The organism is Undibacterium sp. GW821-FHT07F11 (genome assembly GCF_059418665.1).
In genome coordinates this window covers 79,758-94,469 of the sequence record NZ_JBWKQH010000006.1, presented here as the reverse complement: position 1 = coordinate 94,469, position 14,712 = coordinate 79,758, and the positions used below count along the sequence as shown (strand labels likewise).

Annotated in this window: 16 protein-coding genes; 7 read left to right on the top strand and 9 right to left on the bottom strand. The window is 51.0% G+C overall.

Translation table 11 applies throughout. The annotated features are described in order from the left end of the window. The 3 genes from AC07OI_RS16030 to AC07OI_RS16020 form a co-directional block, all read right to left on the bottom strand. A complete protein-coding gene (locus AC07OI_RS16030; protein WP_495257902.1) occupies positions 1 to 1,698 on the bottom strand; it encodes an OmpA family protein in 1,698 nt (565 codons plus the stop codon). 59 nt (positions 1,699 to 1,757) lie between these two features. Beyond that, positions 1,758 to 2,456 carry a hypothetical protein gene (locus AC07OI_RS16025; protein ID WP_492704662.1) on the bottom strand — a complete coding sequence of 233 codons (699 nt, stop codon included), beginning with the start codon at positions 2,454 to 2,456 and terminating at the stop codon, positions 1,758 to 1,760. A 240-nt stretch (positions 2,457 to 2,696) separates the two neighbouring features. After that, complete coding sequence (locus AC07OI_RS16020) at positions 2,697 to 3,239, bottom strand: GNAT family N-acetyltransferase (RefSeq protein ID WP_495257901.1); 543 nt, start codon at positions 3,237 to 3,239, stop codon at positions 2,697 to 2,699. 100 nt (positions 3,240 to 3,339) lie between these two features. On the opposite strand from AC07OI_RS16020, the gene AC07OI_RS16015 reads away from it, so the two are divergent. From AC07OI_RS16015 to ctlX, 4 genes are all read left to right on the top strand, one after another. Continuing rightward, entirely contained in the window at positions 3,340 to 3,951 is a 612-nt protein-coding gene (locus tag AC07OI_RS16015; RefSeq protein WP_495257900.1) for a GyrI-like domain-containing protein, read from the top strand. Between the two features lie 33 nt (positions 3,952 to 3,984). Then, a complete protein-coding gene (locus tag AC07OI_RS16010; protein ID WP_495257899.1) occupies positions 3,985 to 4,455 on the top strand; it encodes a GyrI-like domain-containing protein in 471 nt (156 codons plus the stop codon). 27 nt (positions 4,456 to 4,482) lie between these two features. After that, complete coding sequence (locus AC07OI_RS16005) at positions 4,483 to 5,355, top strand: AraC family transcriptional regulator (RefSeq protein ID WP_495257898.1); 873 nt, start codon at positions 4,483 to 4,485, stop codon at positions 5,353 to 5,355. Positions 5,356 to 5,519: 164 nt separating this feature from the next. Beyond that, the gene (ctlX, locus tag AC07OI_RS16000; protein ID WP_495257897.1) at positions 5,520 to 6,458 is read left to right on the top strand and encodes a citrulline utilization hydrolase CtlX; all 939 of its coding nucleotides are present in this window, start codon (positions 5,520 to 5,522) and stop codon (positions 6,456 to 6,458) included. A 12-nt stretch (positions 6,459 to 6,470) separates the two neighbouring features. On the opposite strand, the gene AC07OI_RS15995 is transcribed toward ctlX, so the two are convergent. The 3 genes from AC07OI_RS15995 to AC07OI_RS15985 all read right to left on the bottom strand — a co-directional run bounded on the left by AC07OI_RS15995 (position 6,471) and on the right by AC07OI_RS15985 (position 8,148). Further along, on the bottom strand, positions 6,471 to 6,893 hold the full coding sequence (locus tag AC07OI_RS15995) for an Lrp/AsnC family transcriptional regulator (RefSeq protein WP_492704656.1): 423 nt from the start codon (positions 6,891 to 6,893) through the stop codon (positions 6,471 to 6,473). Positions 6,894 to 7,048: 155 nt separating this feature from the next. Continuing rightward, positions 7,049 to 7,810: a head GIN domain-containing protein gene (locus AC07OI_RS15990; RefSeq protein ID WP_495257896.1), complete on the bottom strand. Its 762-nt coding sequence runs from the start codon at positions 7,808 to 7,810 to the stop codon at positions 7,049 to 7,051. Between the two features lie 122 nt (positions 7,811 to 7,932). Next, entirely contained in the window at positions 7,933 to 8,148 is a 216-nt protein-coding gene (locus AC07OI_RS15985) for a DUF4124 domain-containing protein (protein ID WP_495257894.1), read from the bottom strand. Between the two features lie 241 nt (positions 8,149 to 8,389). Between AC07OI_RS15985 and AC07OI_RS15980 the strand changes: the two genes are divergently transcribed. Together AC07OI_RS15980 and AC07OI_RS15975 are read left to right on the top strand one after the other, a co-directional pair. Continuing rightward, complete coding sequence (locus AC07OI_RS15980) at positions 8,390 to 9,184, top strand: class I SAM-dependent methyltransferase (protein WP_495257893.1); 795 nt, start codon at positions 8,390 to 8,392, stop codon at positions 9,182 to 9,184. Positions 9,185 to 9,260: 76 nt separating this feature from the next. Then, positions 9,261 to 9,824 carry a YceI family protein gene (locus tag AC07OI_RS15975; protein ID WP_492704652.1) on the top strand — a complete coding sequence of 188 codons (564 nt, stop codon included), beginning with the start codon at positions 9,261 to 9,263 and terminating at the stop codon, positions 9,822 to 9,824. Positions 9,825 to 9,833: 9 nt separating this feature from the next. Here AC07OI_RS15975 and AC07OI_RS15970 read toward each other — a convergent pair whose 3' ends face one another. Further along, on the bottom strand, positions 9,834 to 10,685 hold the full coding sequence (locus AC07OI_RS15970) for an EamA family transporter (RefSeq protein ID WP_495257892.1): 852 nt from the start codon (positions 10,683 to 10,685) through the stop codon (positions 9,834 to 9,836). Positions 10,686 to 10,696: 11 nt separating this feature from the next. Next, on the bottom strand, positions 10,697 to 12,157 hold the full coding sequence (locus tag AC07OI_RS15965; RefSeq protein ID WP_495257891.1) for a hypothetical protein: 1,461 nt from the start codon (positions 12,155 to 12,157) through the stop codon (positions 10,697 to 10,699). A gap of 239 nt (positions 12,158 to 12,396) precedes the next feature. Here AC07OI_RS15965 and AC07OI_RS15960 point away from each other — a divergent pair, with 239 nt between their 5' ends. Next, positions 12,397 to 12,891: a GNAT family N-acetyltransferase gene (locus tag AC07OI_RS15960; RefSeq protein WP_495257890.1), complete on the top strand. Its 495-nt coding sequence runs from the start codon at positions 12,397 to 12,399 to the stop codon at positions 12,889 to 12,891. A 7-nt stretch (positions 12,892 to 12,898) separates the two neighbouring features. On the opposite strand, the gene AC07OI_RS15955 is transcribed toward AC07OI_RS15960, so the two are convergent. After that, positions 12,899 to 14,614 (bottom strand): alkaline phosphatase D family protein, encoded by a 1,716-nt coding sequence (locus AC07OI_RS15955; protein WP_495257889.1) that lies wholly within the window; start codon positions 14,612 to 14,614, stop codon positions 12,899 to 12,901. Positions 14,615 to 14,712 lie beyond the last annotated feature (98 nt).

Below are 14,712 nucleotides of genomic sequence, written 5' to 3'. Positions count from 1 at the left end.
TTAACGTGAAAATACGCCAATACGGGTAGTGCGGTTCAGGGCACGGCAATCTTCCAGCGCCAGGCCATCAGCCGCAGGATTGTCTTCATTGCATAGTGGCTTGTCAGGGCCATTACCAACAATTTTAAAACGCGCCTTGGGGAATTCCCATTGTTCATTCAGATACTTCACAACCGCCGCCGCACGTGCCTGTGACAGACGCAGGTTGGAGTCCCGTGCACCAACACTATCACTATTGCCGCTGACTTCAAAATAAGCGCTGCCGTTGTTTTCTATGAAAGGCACCATTTCTGTATCGACCACACGCTGGGCTTTCTTGGTCAGTTCTGCACTGCCGGTAGTGAAACTCACGGTAACTGGCTTGGTGACGCTGGCTGCTTGTTGGGTAGCCACTTTTTGTGCAGTTTCAGTAAACTGGTATTGGGGCTTGGCTGCAGCAGTTTCTACTGCCGTGTTCTTGGCCAGCATGGCCTTGATGAAGCGGTAGTCAAAACTGTCTTGCGGATTGATGACTGGCGATTTTGGATTTGCCAGCGCACCTGCCGCACGGTAGATGGAATCAAAGCGGCGATACACACGGTCATAGTGGTTAGTACCACCAACCAGGCCCAGAATACGGGCATTGTCTTCCAGACCTGTCCATACCAGGTTACTGAACAGTGATTTGATGAAAGGCTTGCCTTCCTGCTTGGCCAGCAGTTTGAAGAATTCTTCCGTATTGACCAGGGCATCGACGGCATTATCAGGTTTGGCACGTGCCTGTGTCACACCTTCCATCCAGCCTTCAACAAACTTCTGGATGACCGGCAGGTTTTCTTCTTTTGCCAGTACGCGGCTGTCACACACCATAATGTCAAAAATCAGGTTGGTGGCAGTCTTGGTGGAATACACGACGTGGCCACCTTTGACATTGCGCAAGGCCAGTGACAGGTCAGGATCCCACAGGGCGGCAGCATCAACATTGCCTGATTCCAGTGCGGCACGTACACCCGCCGTACCTTCATCGGCATTGATGAAAACAAACTTGACGCTTTCTTTCTTGCGTGCCGTCATGGACGAATTTTCTATCGCATCAATCAGCATGCCATGCGATGGCGTGAACTGCAGCACTGCCACTGAGCGGCCAGCCAGGTCTTCTACCGTGCGTATGCCACCGTCTTTGGCGATGACGGCATCTGCACCCTGGGTATTATCGACCACCATGACAGCACGTGCATCCAGGCCGGCATTGCGCAAATTAGGTTGCTCCTGCGCCCATGAGTCAGAAGTACGCCATGCGCATTGCGCAGCACCTGATTCAAACACGGTTGCCAGCGCCGGGATGTCATCCTGAATGACGAACTGCATGTTGACGCCCTTGGCCGCATAAATGGAATTGGCCTGTGTAGTCAGGCTATTGCCATTGGCAACCAGCGCAGGCGCATAACCATGGAAGCTGACGATACTGACCTTCAGGGGGTTGCCACCAGACCCGAGTGGCCCGCTACCAGAAACTGGTGCAGGGGCAGGTTTGCCCGACGGCGTTACAGCATTCGGTTTGCCTGTTGCCGGCGCACTGGCTGTTACGGTCGCGCCAGATTTTGCGTCGGCCCGGTTGGCCCACCAGTCCTTGAGCGCCAGATTCCAGGCTGCAGAGCCTGCGGCGCCTAGGATAATCACTGCAATAAGTCCTTTTGCAAGGGGGCTAGCTGTAGCCATGGTCATTCCTTGATGATGTGTTGTTAGTCAGTGTGAGTTCAGTATCGTTTGCTCAGAACTCAGTGCGAAAATTGCGCAGGGATTTCGCGCAATCTTTCTATCTCTGTCTGCAAGCGCTTTACTTCGCGTTCACAGGTTTCCCTTGCAGTTTTCTGGCCACCTTCCAGATTAGTGATCTGTTCAGCGGTTTTTTGTATCTCGCGCTCCAGCAGCCGTTCCATTTCAGCAATCTGTTTGCGGATTTCAGTCACAGCTCTTTCTTCAGCCTGTTTCAAATCAGCGACTTCAGTAACTACCTGTTGCTGGTTGGCCGTAAGCTGGGACTCCAGTGCCTTTTGATAATCTTCCAGCGCAGCGATTTTTCTTTGTGCATCAATGACAGAATCGTCGATGGTCCAGTTATCATCCGCTGCATCCATGGCGTGCACTGCCGCCTTGCGGGTAGCCTCGTCCATGGCGCGCAGGCCATCAAGCAATCTGAGCAGTCGTTCAGCCGGAAAAGGAGAATCTGGTATCTGGGCGCTTTTAAAGATATCGTCAAAAGACTTGCCCTCGGCAACATCGGCAGCTGCGTATTCTATGGGTGGTGGCAGGTCCTGGCTGGCATTGATATTGTCTGCCACAGGCGCTTCACTTTCGGCTGCATGCCCGGTTTCCATCAGTTCTTCTGCAGGATCAGCACCATGCAACTTCATTTTTTCTTCATCAGATAGTTCGACCAGCTTGGCAGCAGCCAGAAACTTCAGGATACCTTTCACGCGAATTACCTCTTCAGAAAAATCTATGTGTGCAACAAGATACAACAGGCTGGCATAAATTGCCACTTTGATTGCATGTGTACAGCAGTTGAAAACCAGGTATTTGTCTCTGAGGGAACACAGTATTATCTGTCCATTGTGCGCGTTGAGCAGCATGTGAGGGAACAGTTGCAAATATCAATAGCTATTTAATAATATGCCTTGCCTGCAAACCTCCTTCATTTCCCAATGGCAAGTATGCTAAACCAAGTGCTTGCGCATGCGACTTAATGGTGCAACTACGCCGCCAGGCAAATCCAGCTGGAAGCGTTCAAACACCGTAAAACCACAAGCCAGATAAAGCGGCTCCCCCGGCATGGTGGCGGCCAGTTCCAGTATAGTAAAACCCGCTGCCTGTGCCTGGGCACTGCAATGCTCCAGCAAAAGACGGCCCAGGCCACGGCGCGCAGCCTTTGGCTCGACAAAAAAAGCCCGTATGCGTGCCGCATCTGTTGCGGGATCAAGCAAGTTATCCACGCCCTGCTTGGCCTGGTCGCCGCCAAACAAGGTCTTGCGCTTGCTCCAGCCGCCGCAGGCCAGCATGCTGCCCTGCTCTTCTATGACAAAATAAGTCTGGTCATGGATGAGCTGCGTATCAACACCAAACACATGCGTGAGCAAAGCATGCGCCTGCTCAGGTGTGTAAAAGGATGTGCTGAGCTGTATCGCTGACCGTGCGATCAGGGCTTGCATGGCTGCGATGTCAGTTTCTGCAGCACAGCGTATCGTCAAATTTTCATTCATCACTTTTCCTTTTCCAGACTAATGGACTGCAAGTCCGCAAGATTTGTCAAATCCCTTCATGTTAAGGTGAGCACCTCGCTGACTAGTACACACCTTCATCATGGATAAACTGGATTTGAAGAAACAACTGAAATCTGTCTATCAGGCATCGGCCGCTACCGTGAATGAGGTGGATGTCCCTGCATTTAATTTTCTCATGATAGATGGCCAGGGTGATCCAAACTTTTCAGACAGCTATGCAGCAGCCGTAGAAACCCTGTTCACAGTAGCTTACACCCTGAAGTTCATGATCAGGAAAAGCAGCGCCGCAATTGATTATGCCGTCATGCCACTTGAGGGCCTTTGGTGGGCTGATGATATGGCTGCTTTTGTAGCAGACCGCAAAAGCGAATGGCGCTGGACCATGATGATCATGCAGCCTGACTTTATCACTGCTGAGATGGTGACAGATGCCATTGCGGCAGCGGGCAAGAAAAAAACTCTGCCAGCATTGCAGCAATTACGTTTTGAAAGATTCAATGAAGGCCATTGCGCACAAATCCTGCACAAAGGCCCGTTCAGTGAAGAAGGGCCGACCATAGACCGCCTGCATCAATACATCGACGAACATGGCAAGCTGACAGGCAAGCATCACGAAATTTATCTTAGTGACATACGCAAGGCAGCAGCGGAAAACTGGAAGACCATCATCCGCCAACCCATGAAAAAATAGAACCCATCATCATTTTCAGAACAGGATAAAACCATGCAAACAAAAATCGTAGAAAAAGTTGTAGAAATAAGCAGCTTCCAGATCAGTGGCTTGCAAGTACGTACCCGCAATGCCGATGAAGCAGATAATGCCAAGGGCAAGATAGGTCCTCTGTGGGGACAATTCTTTGCCAAAAATTTGCCGGAGACCTTGCCCGCAAAAACTGGCGATGGAAAAATCTATGGTGTGTATTCAAATTATGAGAGCGATGCGAATGGCTTGTTTAATGTGACTGCCGGTGTTGCAGTCATGGCAGCTTCAGCAGAACTGGCTAACGTCAGTATTGCTGCCGGTCGTTATATGGTATTTGAATGCCAAGGTGAAATGCCTGCCGCCATCATAGAGGGCTGGGGCAAAGTTTGGTCTTATTTTGCGAATAGCACTGAACATCAGCGCCTTTACCTGACTGACTTTGAAGAGTATCAGGGAGCAACTCAAGCTGCGATCTACATCGGTATAAAATAAGCGCCACATTATTATCCTGAGGCCAGCATGTCCGCATTGTCCACCAATCCAGCCCTGCAAGTCAGTTATGAACGTCGCCTGAGCCGCGTCACCAATTACCTGCATGCGCATCTGGATGAAGACCTGGATTTGAACAAGCTGGCCGAAATCGCCTGCATGTCACCCTACCACTGGCACCGCATCTACCGTGCCATTCATGGAGAAAGCGTGGTGGCGACAGTCAAGCGCTTGCGCTTGCAAAGAGCGGCCACCTTGCTGGCGCGCAGCGACATGGCGATAGATAAAATCGCGGAATTTTCTGGTTATCCCAACCTGCAATCCTTCACCCGCATTTTTGCATCAGTCTATGGGCAACCACCTGCACGTTATCGCAAGGAAGGTAGCCATCAGCAGTTCCCGCTGCCAGATGAACTCAGCGGTGACCTGCACTTCCCGGTTAGCATCACCAACACCGCGCCTGTGCAATTGCTGAGCATAGATAATACCGGCAGTTACATGGGGATCAGCAAGACCTTCGATATCCTGACTGGCTGCGCCGCATCGCGGCAATTATTCAGGGAAGATACCCGCTGGTTCGGGATTTACTATGACGATGCCATGACTGTGGATGAAGACAAGTTGCGCTCCAAAGCCTGCATCAGTGCGCCGCAGCCCCTGCCTGAGCAGGCATTGCAAGCACCATTGTCTTTGACCGGACTGCGCGGTGGCAAATATGCAGTGCTGACCTACAAAGGCCCTTACTCTGACATGCAGCCGGTTTATCGCTGGTTCTTTGGCGTCTGGCTGCCTGCATCAGGGGAAGAAATCGACGATGCGCCGCCGTTTGAAGAGTACCTGAACAACCCGCGCGATACTGCACCCGCTGATTTATTAAGTAATATCTACATGCCCTTGCGCTGAGGTTCATCAATGTCAGTACGACAGCAGCACAGCAAAACATAAGCAATAAGTCAATTTAACCTATCATTCTGCAAATTTATAGTGCAAATTGATCATATTGCCTGCTTTTTACTAACAACACTGGCCCGCATACTCTCCATCAGAAAATCACTGGAGACAAATACATGCAAACCACAGACCAGGTGTTGATGATACGCCCTGCCAGATTCATATCGAATCCGCAAACTGCGGGCAGCAATGCCTTTCAACACGAAGAAAACCACGCCACCCAGGCGCAAGCCCATGCCTTGCAGGAATTTGATGCCTATGTTGATGCCTTAAGGCGGGCTGGCGTTGGTGTGACCGTCATCAATGACACACCACTGCCGCATACGCCGGATTCCATATTCCCGAATAACTGGATCAGTTGCCATGCTGACGGGCGGGTATTTCTTTACCCCATGGAAGCGGAAAACCGACGACAGGAAAGACGGGCCGCCGTGCTGGCAAAAATTGCCGAGAACTTCCATATTCGTGAAGTCATCGACTTCGGACATTTTGAAATTGGCGCGCTGTATCTGGAAGGTACAGGGTCCATGGTGCTCGATCATGAACATCAGCTCGCCTACATCTGCCATTCTTCTCGCAGCCACCCGGCTGTGATGCAGGAGTTCATGCGCCACACAGGCTATCGTGCCATCTGGTTCCATGCGCATGACCGCCATGCTCAGGCGATTTATCATACGAATGTCATGATGTGTGTCGGCAAATCCCTGGCGATAGTCTGCACGGAAGCGATCACTGATGTCACTGAGAGAGATACCGTCTGCGCGATATTGACTGCCTCTGGCAAACAGATGATCGCCATCAACTGGAATCAGATGGAAGCCTTTGCCGGCAATATGCTGGAACTGAAATCCATTGATGGCAAGGCAGTATTTGCCATGTCACGCCAGGCCTGGACAGCACTGACTGTGTCCCAGCAAGAAATGATTTCTGCTAATGCGAACGTAGTGCTGGCACCGATAGAAAATATAGAGCGCCTCGGTGGTGGCAGTGCGCGCTGCATGCTGGCTGAGATATTTTTACCCCAGCGTACATCCACAGCTTGCCTCACTGGATAGGACTTTACCCTCTTATACTTTGTGGGTAGATAGCAGGATGCTGGTCTCGGTATTGGCAATGCCGTCTATCTTGCGTATACGCCCCAATACCTGATCGAATAATTCCAGGTTATCGGCGCGCAGCTCTGCCGCAATATCCCAGCGGCCATTGGTCGTATGCAAGGCTGCCACGCCTGGCTCACCACGAAGAGCCTTGATAACGGCGGCAGCTTTGTTGCCCTCTACTGCTATTGTGGTCCAGGCACGGATACGGTGTGCTTCACTGGCAGGCTTGAGTTTGACGGTGTAGCCAACAATGACACCGCTTTCTTCCAGCTTGCTGATGTGGTTTTGTACCGTAGCGCGTGACAGTCGCAATATTTTCGCCAGCTCGGTCACTGAGATACGGGCATTATCTCTCAGCAAAGATAGCAATTGGCGATCAGTGTCATTCATGGTTTAGCTGCCCCTGGCAAATAAAATTTCTCTCGCAGCGCTGAAAAGGATCAGCGCTACGATGCTATTTTATATGCCCTGAGGCAGTATGAGTCAGCAATGAATGATCTTCACAGATATTCACTAAGGTGGCAGCTTAGAACCTGTTTCCGATCTCAGCCCGGCGTGTCACCTTTGCGCGTTACCCTGCCAGAACCACCTATGGACTTGCTGATTTTTGGGTCGCCATAGTAGCTGACATCACCAGAGCCGCCTATGCTGACATCCAGCTTGTCCTTTGCCCATACCTGGGCAGCGCCAGAGCCACCTATCTTGATTTTGACATTCCGGGCCTCCAGCTTGCCGACCTTGATGTCGCCAGAACCGCCGATAGTGCCTGCTACCTCGTTGACATTGCCAGCGGCCATGAAATTGCCACTGCCGCCTATGGCCACATGCAGGCTATCGGCCTGCAAAGCCTTGATCTGTATATCGCCAGAACCACCTATCCTGGCTTGCAATTCTTTGGCTGCCAGCTTGTCTGTCCAGACTTTGCCTGAACCGCTGACGGCGATCTTGTCCAGGTTTTTGTAGTACACCACGATATTCATGGTCCTGGTTTTGGGATAGGTATTTTTTTCCGCATTGCGGATTTTTAAATTACCGCCTTCAAGCACCGTTTCCACCAGTGCCTGCAAATTATCGTCAGTCTCTACCTGCACGCCTTCCTTGTCACCCTGACGCAATTCCAGTTTGGCAGGCAAGGCCAGGTCTATGCCGGAAAAACCAGTGACAGCGCGGTCTTGTTTCTGGATATTGCCTGAGCCTTCGACACCCTTGCCCCGGAACCAGCCATCTCCCCACTCAGCAGCAGCAGGTAAACTGGCCAATGCCAGTAAGGCACCCAGAACATGGCGACGGGAAATCGAATTTTTCATCACAGTCTCCTTAATAATTGTTGTCTTGAGACTATAGTGATTTAGCTAAGTTCCTGAAAAAGAAAACTATCTGCAAGGCAATAGTGATGACCATGAAAACATGCAGCAACAAGCGTAAGTATTTATTTTGGCTGCGCTTTGGCTGATTTATCGTTTTTTGCAGGTTGCGATGCCAGGGGTTTGACAGTCACTACCTTGCCCTTGCTTTTGCAAGGATGGTCTGACCAGACAACACGGCCATCAACTTCACAACGAAATACCGGCGTTTGCGCCGAGGATGAAGCTGGAAGCACAAGAGACAATGCAAGGGGAAAGAAAAGCAGGAATGATTTTTTCATGAAAAACTTAAGTGAGAAATGCGAGGCTTATTATACTCCGCAATTTTTCCCTTCTTTTTTACATTTGCATGACAGATACCTGATTTCCGGCTTGACCTGCCATTCAACATGTTCAGCCACAAATAACCGCAAACAAACTTTTCAAGAAACAATTATGATGCGTTGCACGATAAACAATTGCTCCGTCGCGGAACGTTTACCCGGCCTGGCAGTCTTACATCTTTTCCTTAGGAGACTTTGAATGAAACAATTTCTGCTCGCCATGAGCCTGATCACAGGTCTGGCTGCCAGCCAGGCAGCCCTTGCCGATGATGCCTTGAAAGCGGCCATTGCCGGACAGCAACGCACTCCGGCAAATGCAGTACGTGATGGCGCACGCCACCCCTACGAGACGCTGACTTTCTTTGGCATCAAGCCAACTATGACGGTAGTTGAACTATCACCTGGTGGTGGTTGGTACACAGAAATTCTGGCGCCGTATCTGCGCGACAATGGCAAGATGATCGCCGCCCTCGGTGACCCCGCCGTCAGCAAGGGCGCCGCCAGTTTCAAACAAAAACTGGATGCCACACCAGCAGTCTATGGCAAGGTACAAATGGGCGTGTTTACACCACCAACCAGGCTGGACTATGCCGCCAAGGGCAGCGTTGATATGGTGCTAACTTTCAGGAATATCCATAACTGGATAGGCAATGGCGAACCTGCCATGAAAGCCCTGTTCCAGAGTGCCTATGACAGCCTGAAACCAGGTGGCGTATTTGGCGTGGTTGAACATCGCCTGCCAGCCAGCAAAACCCAGGATGAAAAAGCCAGCTCAGGTTATGTACATGAAAGCTATGTCATCAAACTGGCCGAGAGCGTAGGTTTCAAACTGGCAGCAAAATCTGAAGTCAATGCCAACCCAAAAGATATGGCTGACCATGAAAACGGCGTCTGGGCTTTGCCACCTACCTTGACCAACAAGGATAAGGACAAGGCCAAGTACGAAGCAATCGGTGAAAGCGACAGGATGACACTGAAGTTCGTCAAATCTTAAGACGTTTAGCTCAACTGGTAAGTCAGGCGGTAACAGCTTATGATGGCTGTTACTGCTTTTTTATTCGGAAACAACCATGTTCAAACAATGCCTGCTGCTGTTATTGTCCGGATTCAGCCTGACTGCAATCGCCGCAGACAAATATGTGGTCGATCAGGAACATACCTTCAGCAATTTTGAATACAAGCACTGGGGCCTGTCCTTGCAGCGTGGCCGCTTCGACAAGAATAGCGGCAGCATAGAGCTGGATATGGATAACAAAACCGGCAGCCTGCAAATTGCCATAGAGGCCGACTCCATCAATACCGGTTCAGATACCTTCAACAAGATCTTGCGTTCGGAAAGTTTTTTCAATGTAGAAAAATATCCAAAGATCTCTTTTCAGTCGAACAGGATGGTCTTCAATGAAGACAAGTTGGTACAAGTGGAAGGTGATCTGACCATCAAGGATGTCACGCGCAAGGTGACAGTGGATATCACCCAGTTTGAATGCCGCTTCATGATCCTGTACCTGAAGCGCGCCTGCGGTGCGAATGGCAATACCAAGATCCTGCGCAGCGATTATGGCGTGGGCCGCTATGTGCCCTTTGTCAGCGATGAAGTGACTTTGTCATTCAGTGTCGAAGCCATCAAAGAGTAAGCAGGCATTTCAGGTGTAGCGGATAACTACCGCACCAGCCACCGCCAGCAAGATGGCAGCCAGCCTCCGGGCTGAGATCTTTTCATGCAAAACCCATGCTGCAATCGCTGTGGCAAACAGGATGGACGTTTCACGCAAGGCGGCAATGGCAGCCACAGGTGCCAGGGTCATGGCCCATAATGCCAGTCCATACGAGGCCACTGAAGCTGCACCACCAGCGATGCCCAGGAAATATTTACCCCTGATATAAGCAAAAAATGCCTGCCTGTCCCTGAGCATGACGACAGCTACCAACACTAATGCGGTCAGCAAAAAAATCCACATGGTATAGGCCGCTGGTGCACCTGACTTGCGTACACCTATGCCATCTACCACGGTATATCCGGCGATAAAGCAGGCATTCAGCAAGGCAAAACCACGGCTCGATAAGGCCTGCGTTGTACCCTGCGTTTTCGTATGTCCGGCCAGGCTTAAACCGAGTATGCCAAGCACCAGCATGCCCAGACCCAGCCAGCGTAAAGCGGGCACGGCCTCACCAATGACACTGCCGCTGACCAGCGCCACCAGCAAGGGTGCAGTACCGCGCATGATGGGATATGCCTGACTCATGTCACCATGCCGGTAAGCTGCTGCCAGCAAATAGAAATACACCACTTGCAAAGCAACCGAAGCCAGCATGAACACCCAACTGTCCACCGCAGGCTGGCGCACAAAAGGCAGGACAGCGATACAAACAAGGCCAGCACCAGAAGTCACCAATACCGTATTAAAGTATTTGTTGCTGCCAACCTTGATGACTGCATTCCAGGCGGCATGCAAAAATGCAGCGAACAAAACGACAAGCACCACTAAACCAGACATGCGGCTCCAACTCAACTCATGGGGATGACGCTCATTTTGCCACCATCAGGATTACTTGTGGCTTTTTCATGACCGACAAATTGCAATTGCTGTTTATGAGCATCCCATGTCATGGCTGTACCATCGTAGGGATTACGATACGCCTTGCCAGCATTCGCCACATAATCAGGGATATCCGCGACAGGAATTTTTTTCTCCAGTATGTCCAGCTGCAAGGCCACCAGCCGCATATAACCTTCGGCATCTATGCTTTTTTCAAGATACTGAGAGTAATAACTTGGTATCCCAATCTGCACCAGGATTTTACCCGCCGGGTTATAGACATAATGGTGAAATGAGAAGACGCCTGTTCCAAGTCGCTGCCCTTCCAGTTCTGCCAGTTGTTTTTCCACGGCAGTAATATCAGGCGATTGTTGCTTTGCGCCATTGATGAGTATGCCCCAATACTGCGCTAACAGATTATTTGTGGCATTCGACTGATAGCTGTACTTGAGCAGGGAATACGCAGGCCAGGGTACTTCTGCGGCATCGACAACTTCTGCAGATTGTTTGCTATTGCGTAAATCCTCATTAAAGCGCATACCTAACAAGGCTTCATAAGAAAAAGCTGCGGACAGACTGCGTTCAGCATCGGACATGGGGCTGACCAGTTGCTTCATACGTGCTGCATACTGCGAATTCAATACCGGATACAGTGTTGCCAACTCACTCACCGCACGCATCTGTTTGCGCAGACCAGTCAGTGCCACCATTTTGGAAATCAGACTGTAGCTATTTTTCAGCACCGATCTGGCATAGCGGTTATTGTTTTCCAGAGCTTGCAAGCCAGCGTCCAGCTTGCCATCTGCGATATCAAAAACAGCCTGTGCCGTTTGCATTTCCATGGCTTTCAGCAGTAAGCCATACAAGGGAAGTTCAGCGGTAAATGTTGGCAACAGGCGCTCTTCAAAGTCGCCCGTCTTTTGCATCATTTCATAACGTTGCAGCAGTAACTGATTACTCTTCATCTGTTCTGACACCTCGCTTCTATGTGCCAGTGTGTCCTGCACGCAATTGGTGGTGCGCTGACAATTCTTTTGATCCCAGTTGAATTTCACTACCTTTGGGGGAGTCGCATTTTGTACCGGTGCCTGATAAGTTCCCCGGTTTCTCAGATACAGGGCGCGTTCTACATTCACCTTTTCCAGCCCGGCCTTGAATACGTCGGTATCCGCAGGCGCATCCATCATTTTCAAGATATAAAAGCCATTCTGCGCATCTGCTACCTGCACCGGCTTTTCCTGCGACATAGCCTGGGCTTGAGCTGAAAGGGTCTCATCCTTCCAATTAATTACCAGAAACAAGCTGATGAGCAATACCACAATCAAGACAGTGGCGAGCATGAGCCTGACACTCCAGCGACCCAGTGTTTTCAATTTATTGCCATGGATGGGATTTACCGGTCCGGCGTTACCAGCAAGTGCATTTGACATAGATGACTTTTTAAGTAGGTTCGTCAGGATTTCATCATGGGATGCGCCTCAACTGGTGCATCATGTAATTGCAGCCTGCGTGCAGTGCAGAGCCACGTGCGGATTATCGTTATCCGGATCAACTCAGTCTACGGTTAAATTGCAAAATAAATACCGTTTTATGTTCAAAACTGACATTCCATTGCTGCCGCTTAAAACCCAGGCTATGCTGACGGCTCACTGGCTTGCTTCCTGAAGAAATGTCACCACGCTTACGTCCCGCACGGGCAGCGGACTACGCCGTCGTCGCCAACTGGATCACCGATGCCCAGGCATGTGCCCGCTGGGCCGGGCCACAATTGGTATTTCCATTTGAAGTTGCAGACCTGCCTGATCTGCTGGCAAAACCAGACTCGCAAAGCCTGGTGCTGGCTGATCACCATGACCTGCCAGTCGGCTTTGCTCAATTCTGGAAACGCGATGCACTGCGTGTGCACCTTGGTCGCATCATCGTTTCGCCAGCAACACGCGGCCTGGGTTATGGCAGACTGTTGTGTCAACAATTGATGCAGCAAGCCATCGCCGGGACTGGCATGGCTGTGGTCAGCTTGCGTGTATACCGTGATAATCCCGCGGCACTGTATTTGTATCGCCAGCTAGGTTTTGTGGCGATTGAAGCTGATTCAAATGCCGAAGTACTGGCAATGGAATACCGAGAGTCAGGCAATGTACTGTCATCGCCCGACTCCCATTGAACCGGGTTTAGCCAGCGTAAGTAAAAGCATCCACACTGGTGGTATAGCTGGAACTGGTGACGGTACTGACATACACATACTCACCCTTGGCCTGGGTAGGTGTCACAGTAATCAGCATATAGCCACGACGATAAGTGTCGATGTAAGTGATGTCATCCACCAGCGCCTTGATGGTGCCAGCCAGTGTTGCGGGTGGCACCACAGAAGGCGGGAACACCCCCTCAAAACCGGAAGAAGTGACTGACATGCCAGCAAATTCTGCACCGACCTGCGTGCCATCAGCCAGCGTCAGTTTATTGAACCAGGCGTTATGACTATCACCGGACAAGACCAGGAATTTCTTGCCTGCTGTTTTCAATTTCGCTGCTGAATTGAATACAGCATCCCGGGCGTTGGGATAACCTTCCCAGTTGTCGAAGGTATAGGAAATTTTGGGATTCTTCATCGGGTCCAGCAAATCCTTTTGCGCCTGGGTCTGCGCCGCTGCCGGGGTCGCTTTGGCAGTCAGGTAAGCAGTCACCGATTCGGCGCTCAAATTGGTTTGCAGCACAGATGCGGGCAATTGCACGCGCCCCATGACAGTCTGGTTACCCAATACCTGCCAGATCGCTTTCGACGAGCTCATTTGCGTATCCAGCCAGGCTTGCTGGGTAGTGCCCAGCAATTGCTTGTTCTTGTTGAAGGTATAGGGCAGGAACTTGGGGTCAGCCACATCACGGCCCTGCGCATCGAGCATGCGATCTGGTGCCTGTTCACGGCCTATGATGCGGGTATCGAGCATGTGCAGGGACAGCAGGTTACCGAAGTCAAAGGAACGGTAGATTTTCAGCAGATTGGCGGTATCTGGTGAGCGTATTGGCATCCATTCATGGTAGACCTGGCTGGCCGCAGCCTTGCGTGCTGCCCATGTGCCCTGCGTCGCCGGATTATGGTTTTCTGCGCTATCTATCCAGGCATTGTTGGCAAATTCATGATCGTCCCAGATGGTGATCATGGGCATGCGTGCATGCAGGGCTTTCAGATAAGGATCAGCCTTGTGCAGGGCATGGCGGGCGCGGTAGTCGGCGACTGTGACGATCTCACTGGCGGGTGCGGAAACACGGCCTGCAACTTGCGACGCAGCTGGTGGATAAACACCATCCTTGTATTCATAAATATAATCACCCAAATGCAGGGCGAATTGCGCGCCTGAAGAGATTGCGCTGTCATAGGCATTGAAATACCCGGCAGGATAATCACTGCAAGAAAACACTGCCAGCTTGACCTGATCGACATTACCAACTGGCAGGGTACGGGTGCGGCCAACAGGGGAAACACTATTATTTGGTGCCACAAAGCGATAGTAATATTCAGTATTGGCAGCCAGGCCGGTAGCATCGACCTTGGCGGTAAATCCTGAACCGGAACTTGCTGTCACCTTGCCAGAAAACAGCACGGTAGAAAAACTGGCATCTGCTGCCATTTGCCAGGTCAGGTCCACGCTGGCATCGGTCGATATCTTGGCATGTGTCCACAAGATCACACGGTCCGCCAGAGGGTCGCCACTGGCCACGCCATAATTAAAGGCTGCCATTTCGCCATTCAATACTGTGGAAGAACCGCCGCAGGCAGTCAGCACACCACCCGATGCCATGACAGCAGCGACGGAAGACATCTTGATGACAAAGCCGCGTCTGGCGATATTTGCTGGCGCTTTTGAATTTTTCTTCTGATCGTTTTGCATCTGGCTACTCCCCTGGAAAAAGAGAGATAGTAGGATTACCTTATGTCAGGGATGTGACGCTGGTGACGATTCTTTGAAGAAAGTCTAGAGCGCAGGCT

Excerpts from the sequence above, each read along its gene's own strand:
- AC07OI_RS16030 (WP_495257902.1), bottom strand. The coding sequence starts at position 1,698 with ATGGCTACAGCTAGCCCCCTTGCAAAAGGACTTATTGCAGTGATTATC.
- AC07OI_RS16020 (WP_495257901.1), bottom strand. The coding sequence starts at position 3,239 with ATGAATGAAAATTTGACGATACGCTGTGCTGCAGAAACTGACATCGCA.
- AC07OI_RS16015 (WP_495257900.1), top strand. The coding sequence starts at position 3,340 with ATGGATAAACTGGATTTGAAGAAACAACTGAAATCTGTCTATCAGGCA.
- AC07OI_RS16010 (WP_495257899.1), top strand. The coding sequence starts at position 3,985 with ATGCAAACAAAAATCGTAGAAAAAGTTGTAGAAATAAGCAGCTTCCAG.
- AC07OI_RS16005 (WP_495257898.1), top strand. The coding sequence starts at position 4,483 with ATGTCCGCATTGTCCACCAATCCAGCCCTGCAAGTCAGTTATGAACGT.
- ctlX (WP_495257897.1), top strand. The coding sequence starts at position 5,520 with ATGCAAACCACAGACCAGGTGTTGATGATACGCCCTGCCAGATTCATA.
- AC07OI_RS15995 (WP_492704656.1), bottom strand. The coding sequence starts at position 6,893 with ATGAATGACACTGATCGCCAATTGCTATCTTTGCTGAGAGATAATGCC.
- AC07OI_RS15990 (WP_495257896.1), bottom strand. The coding sequence starts at position 7,810 with ATGAAAAATTCGATTTCCCGTCGCCATGTTCTGGGTGCCTTACTGGCA.
- AC07OI_RS15985 (WP_495257894.1), bottom strand. The coding sequence starts at position 8,148 with ATGAAAAAATCATTCCTGCTTTTCTTTCCCCTTGCATTGTCTCTTGTG.
- AC07OI_RS15980 (WP_495257893.1), top strand. The coding sequence starts at position 8,390 with ATGAAACAATTTCTGCTCGCCATGAGCCTGATCACAGGTCTGGCTGCC.
- AC07OI_RS15975 (WP_492704652.1), top strand. The coding sequence starts at position 9,261 with ATGTTCAAACAATGCCTGCTGCTGTTATTGTCCGGATTCAGCCTGACT.
- AC07OI_RS15970 (WP_495257892.1), bottom strand. The coding sequence starts at position 10,685 with ATGTCTGGTTTAGTGGTGCTTGTCGTTTTGTTCGCTGCATTTTTGCAT.
- AC07OI_RS15965 (WP_495257891.1), bottom strand. The coding sequence starts at position 12,157 with ATGTCAAATGCACTTGCTGGTAACGCCGGACCGGTAAATCCCATCCAT.
- AC07OI_RS15960 (WP_495257890.1), top strand. The coding sequence starts at position 12,397 with ATGTCACCACGCTTACGTCCCGCACGGGCAGCGGACTACGCCGTCGTC.
- AC07OI_RS15955 (WP_495257889.1), bottom strand. The coding sequence starts at position 14,614 with ATGCAAAACGATCAGAAGAAAAATTCAAAAGCGCCAGCAAATATCGCC.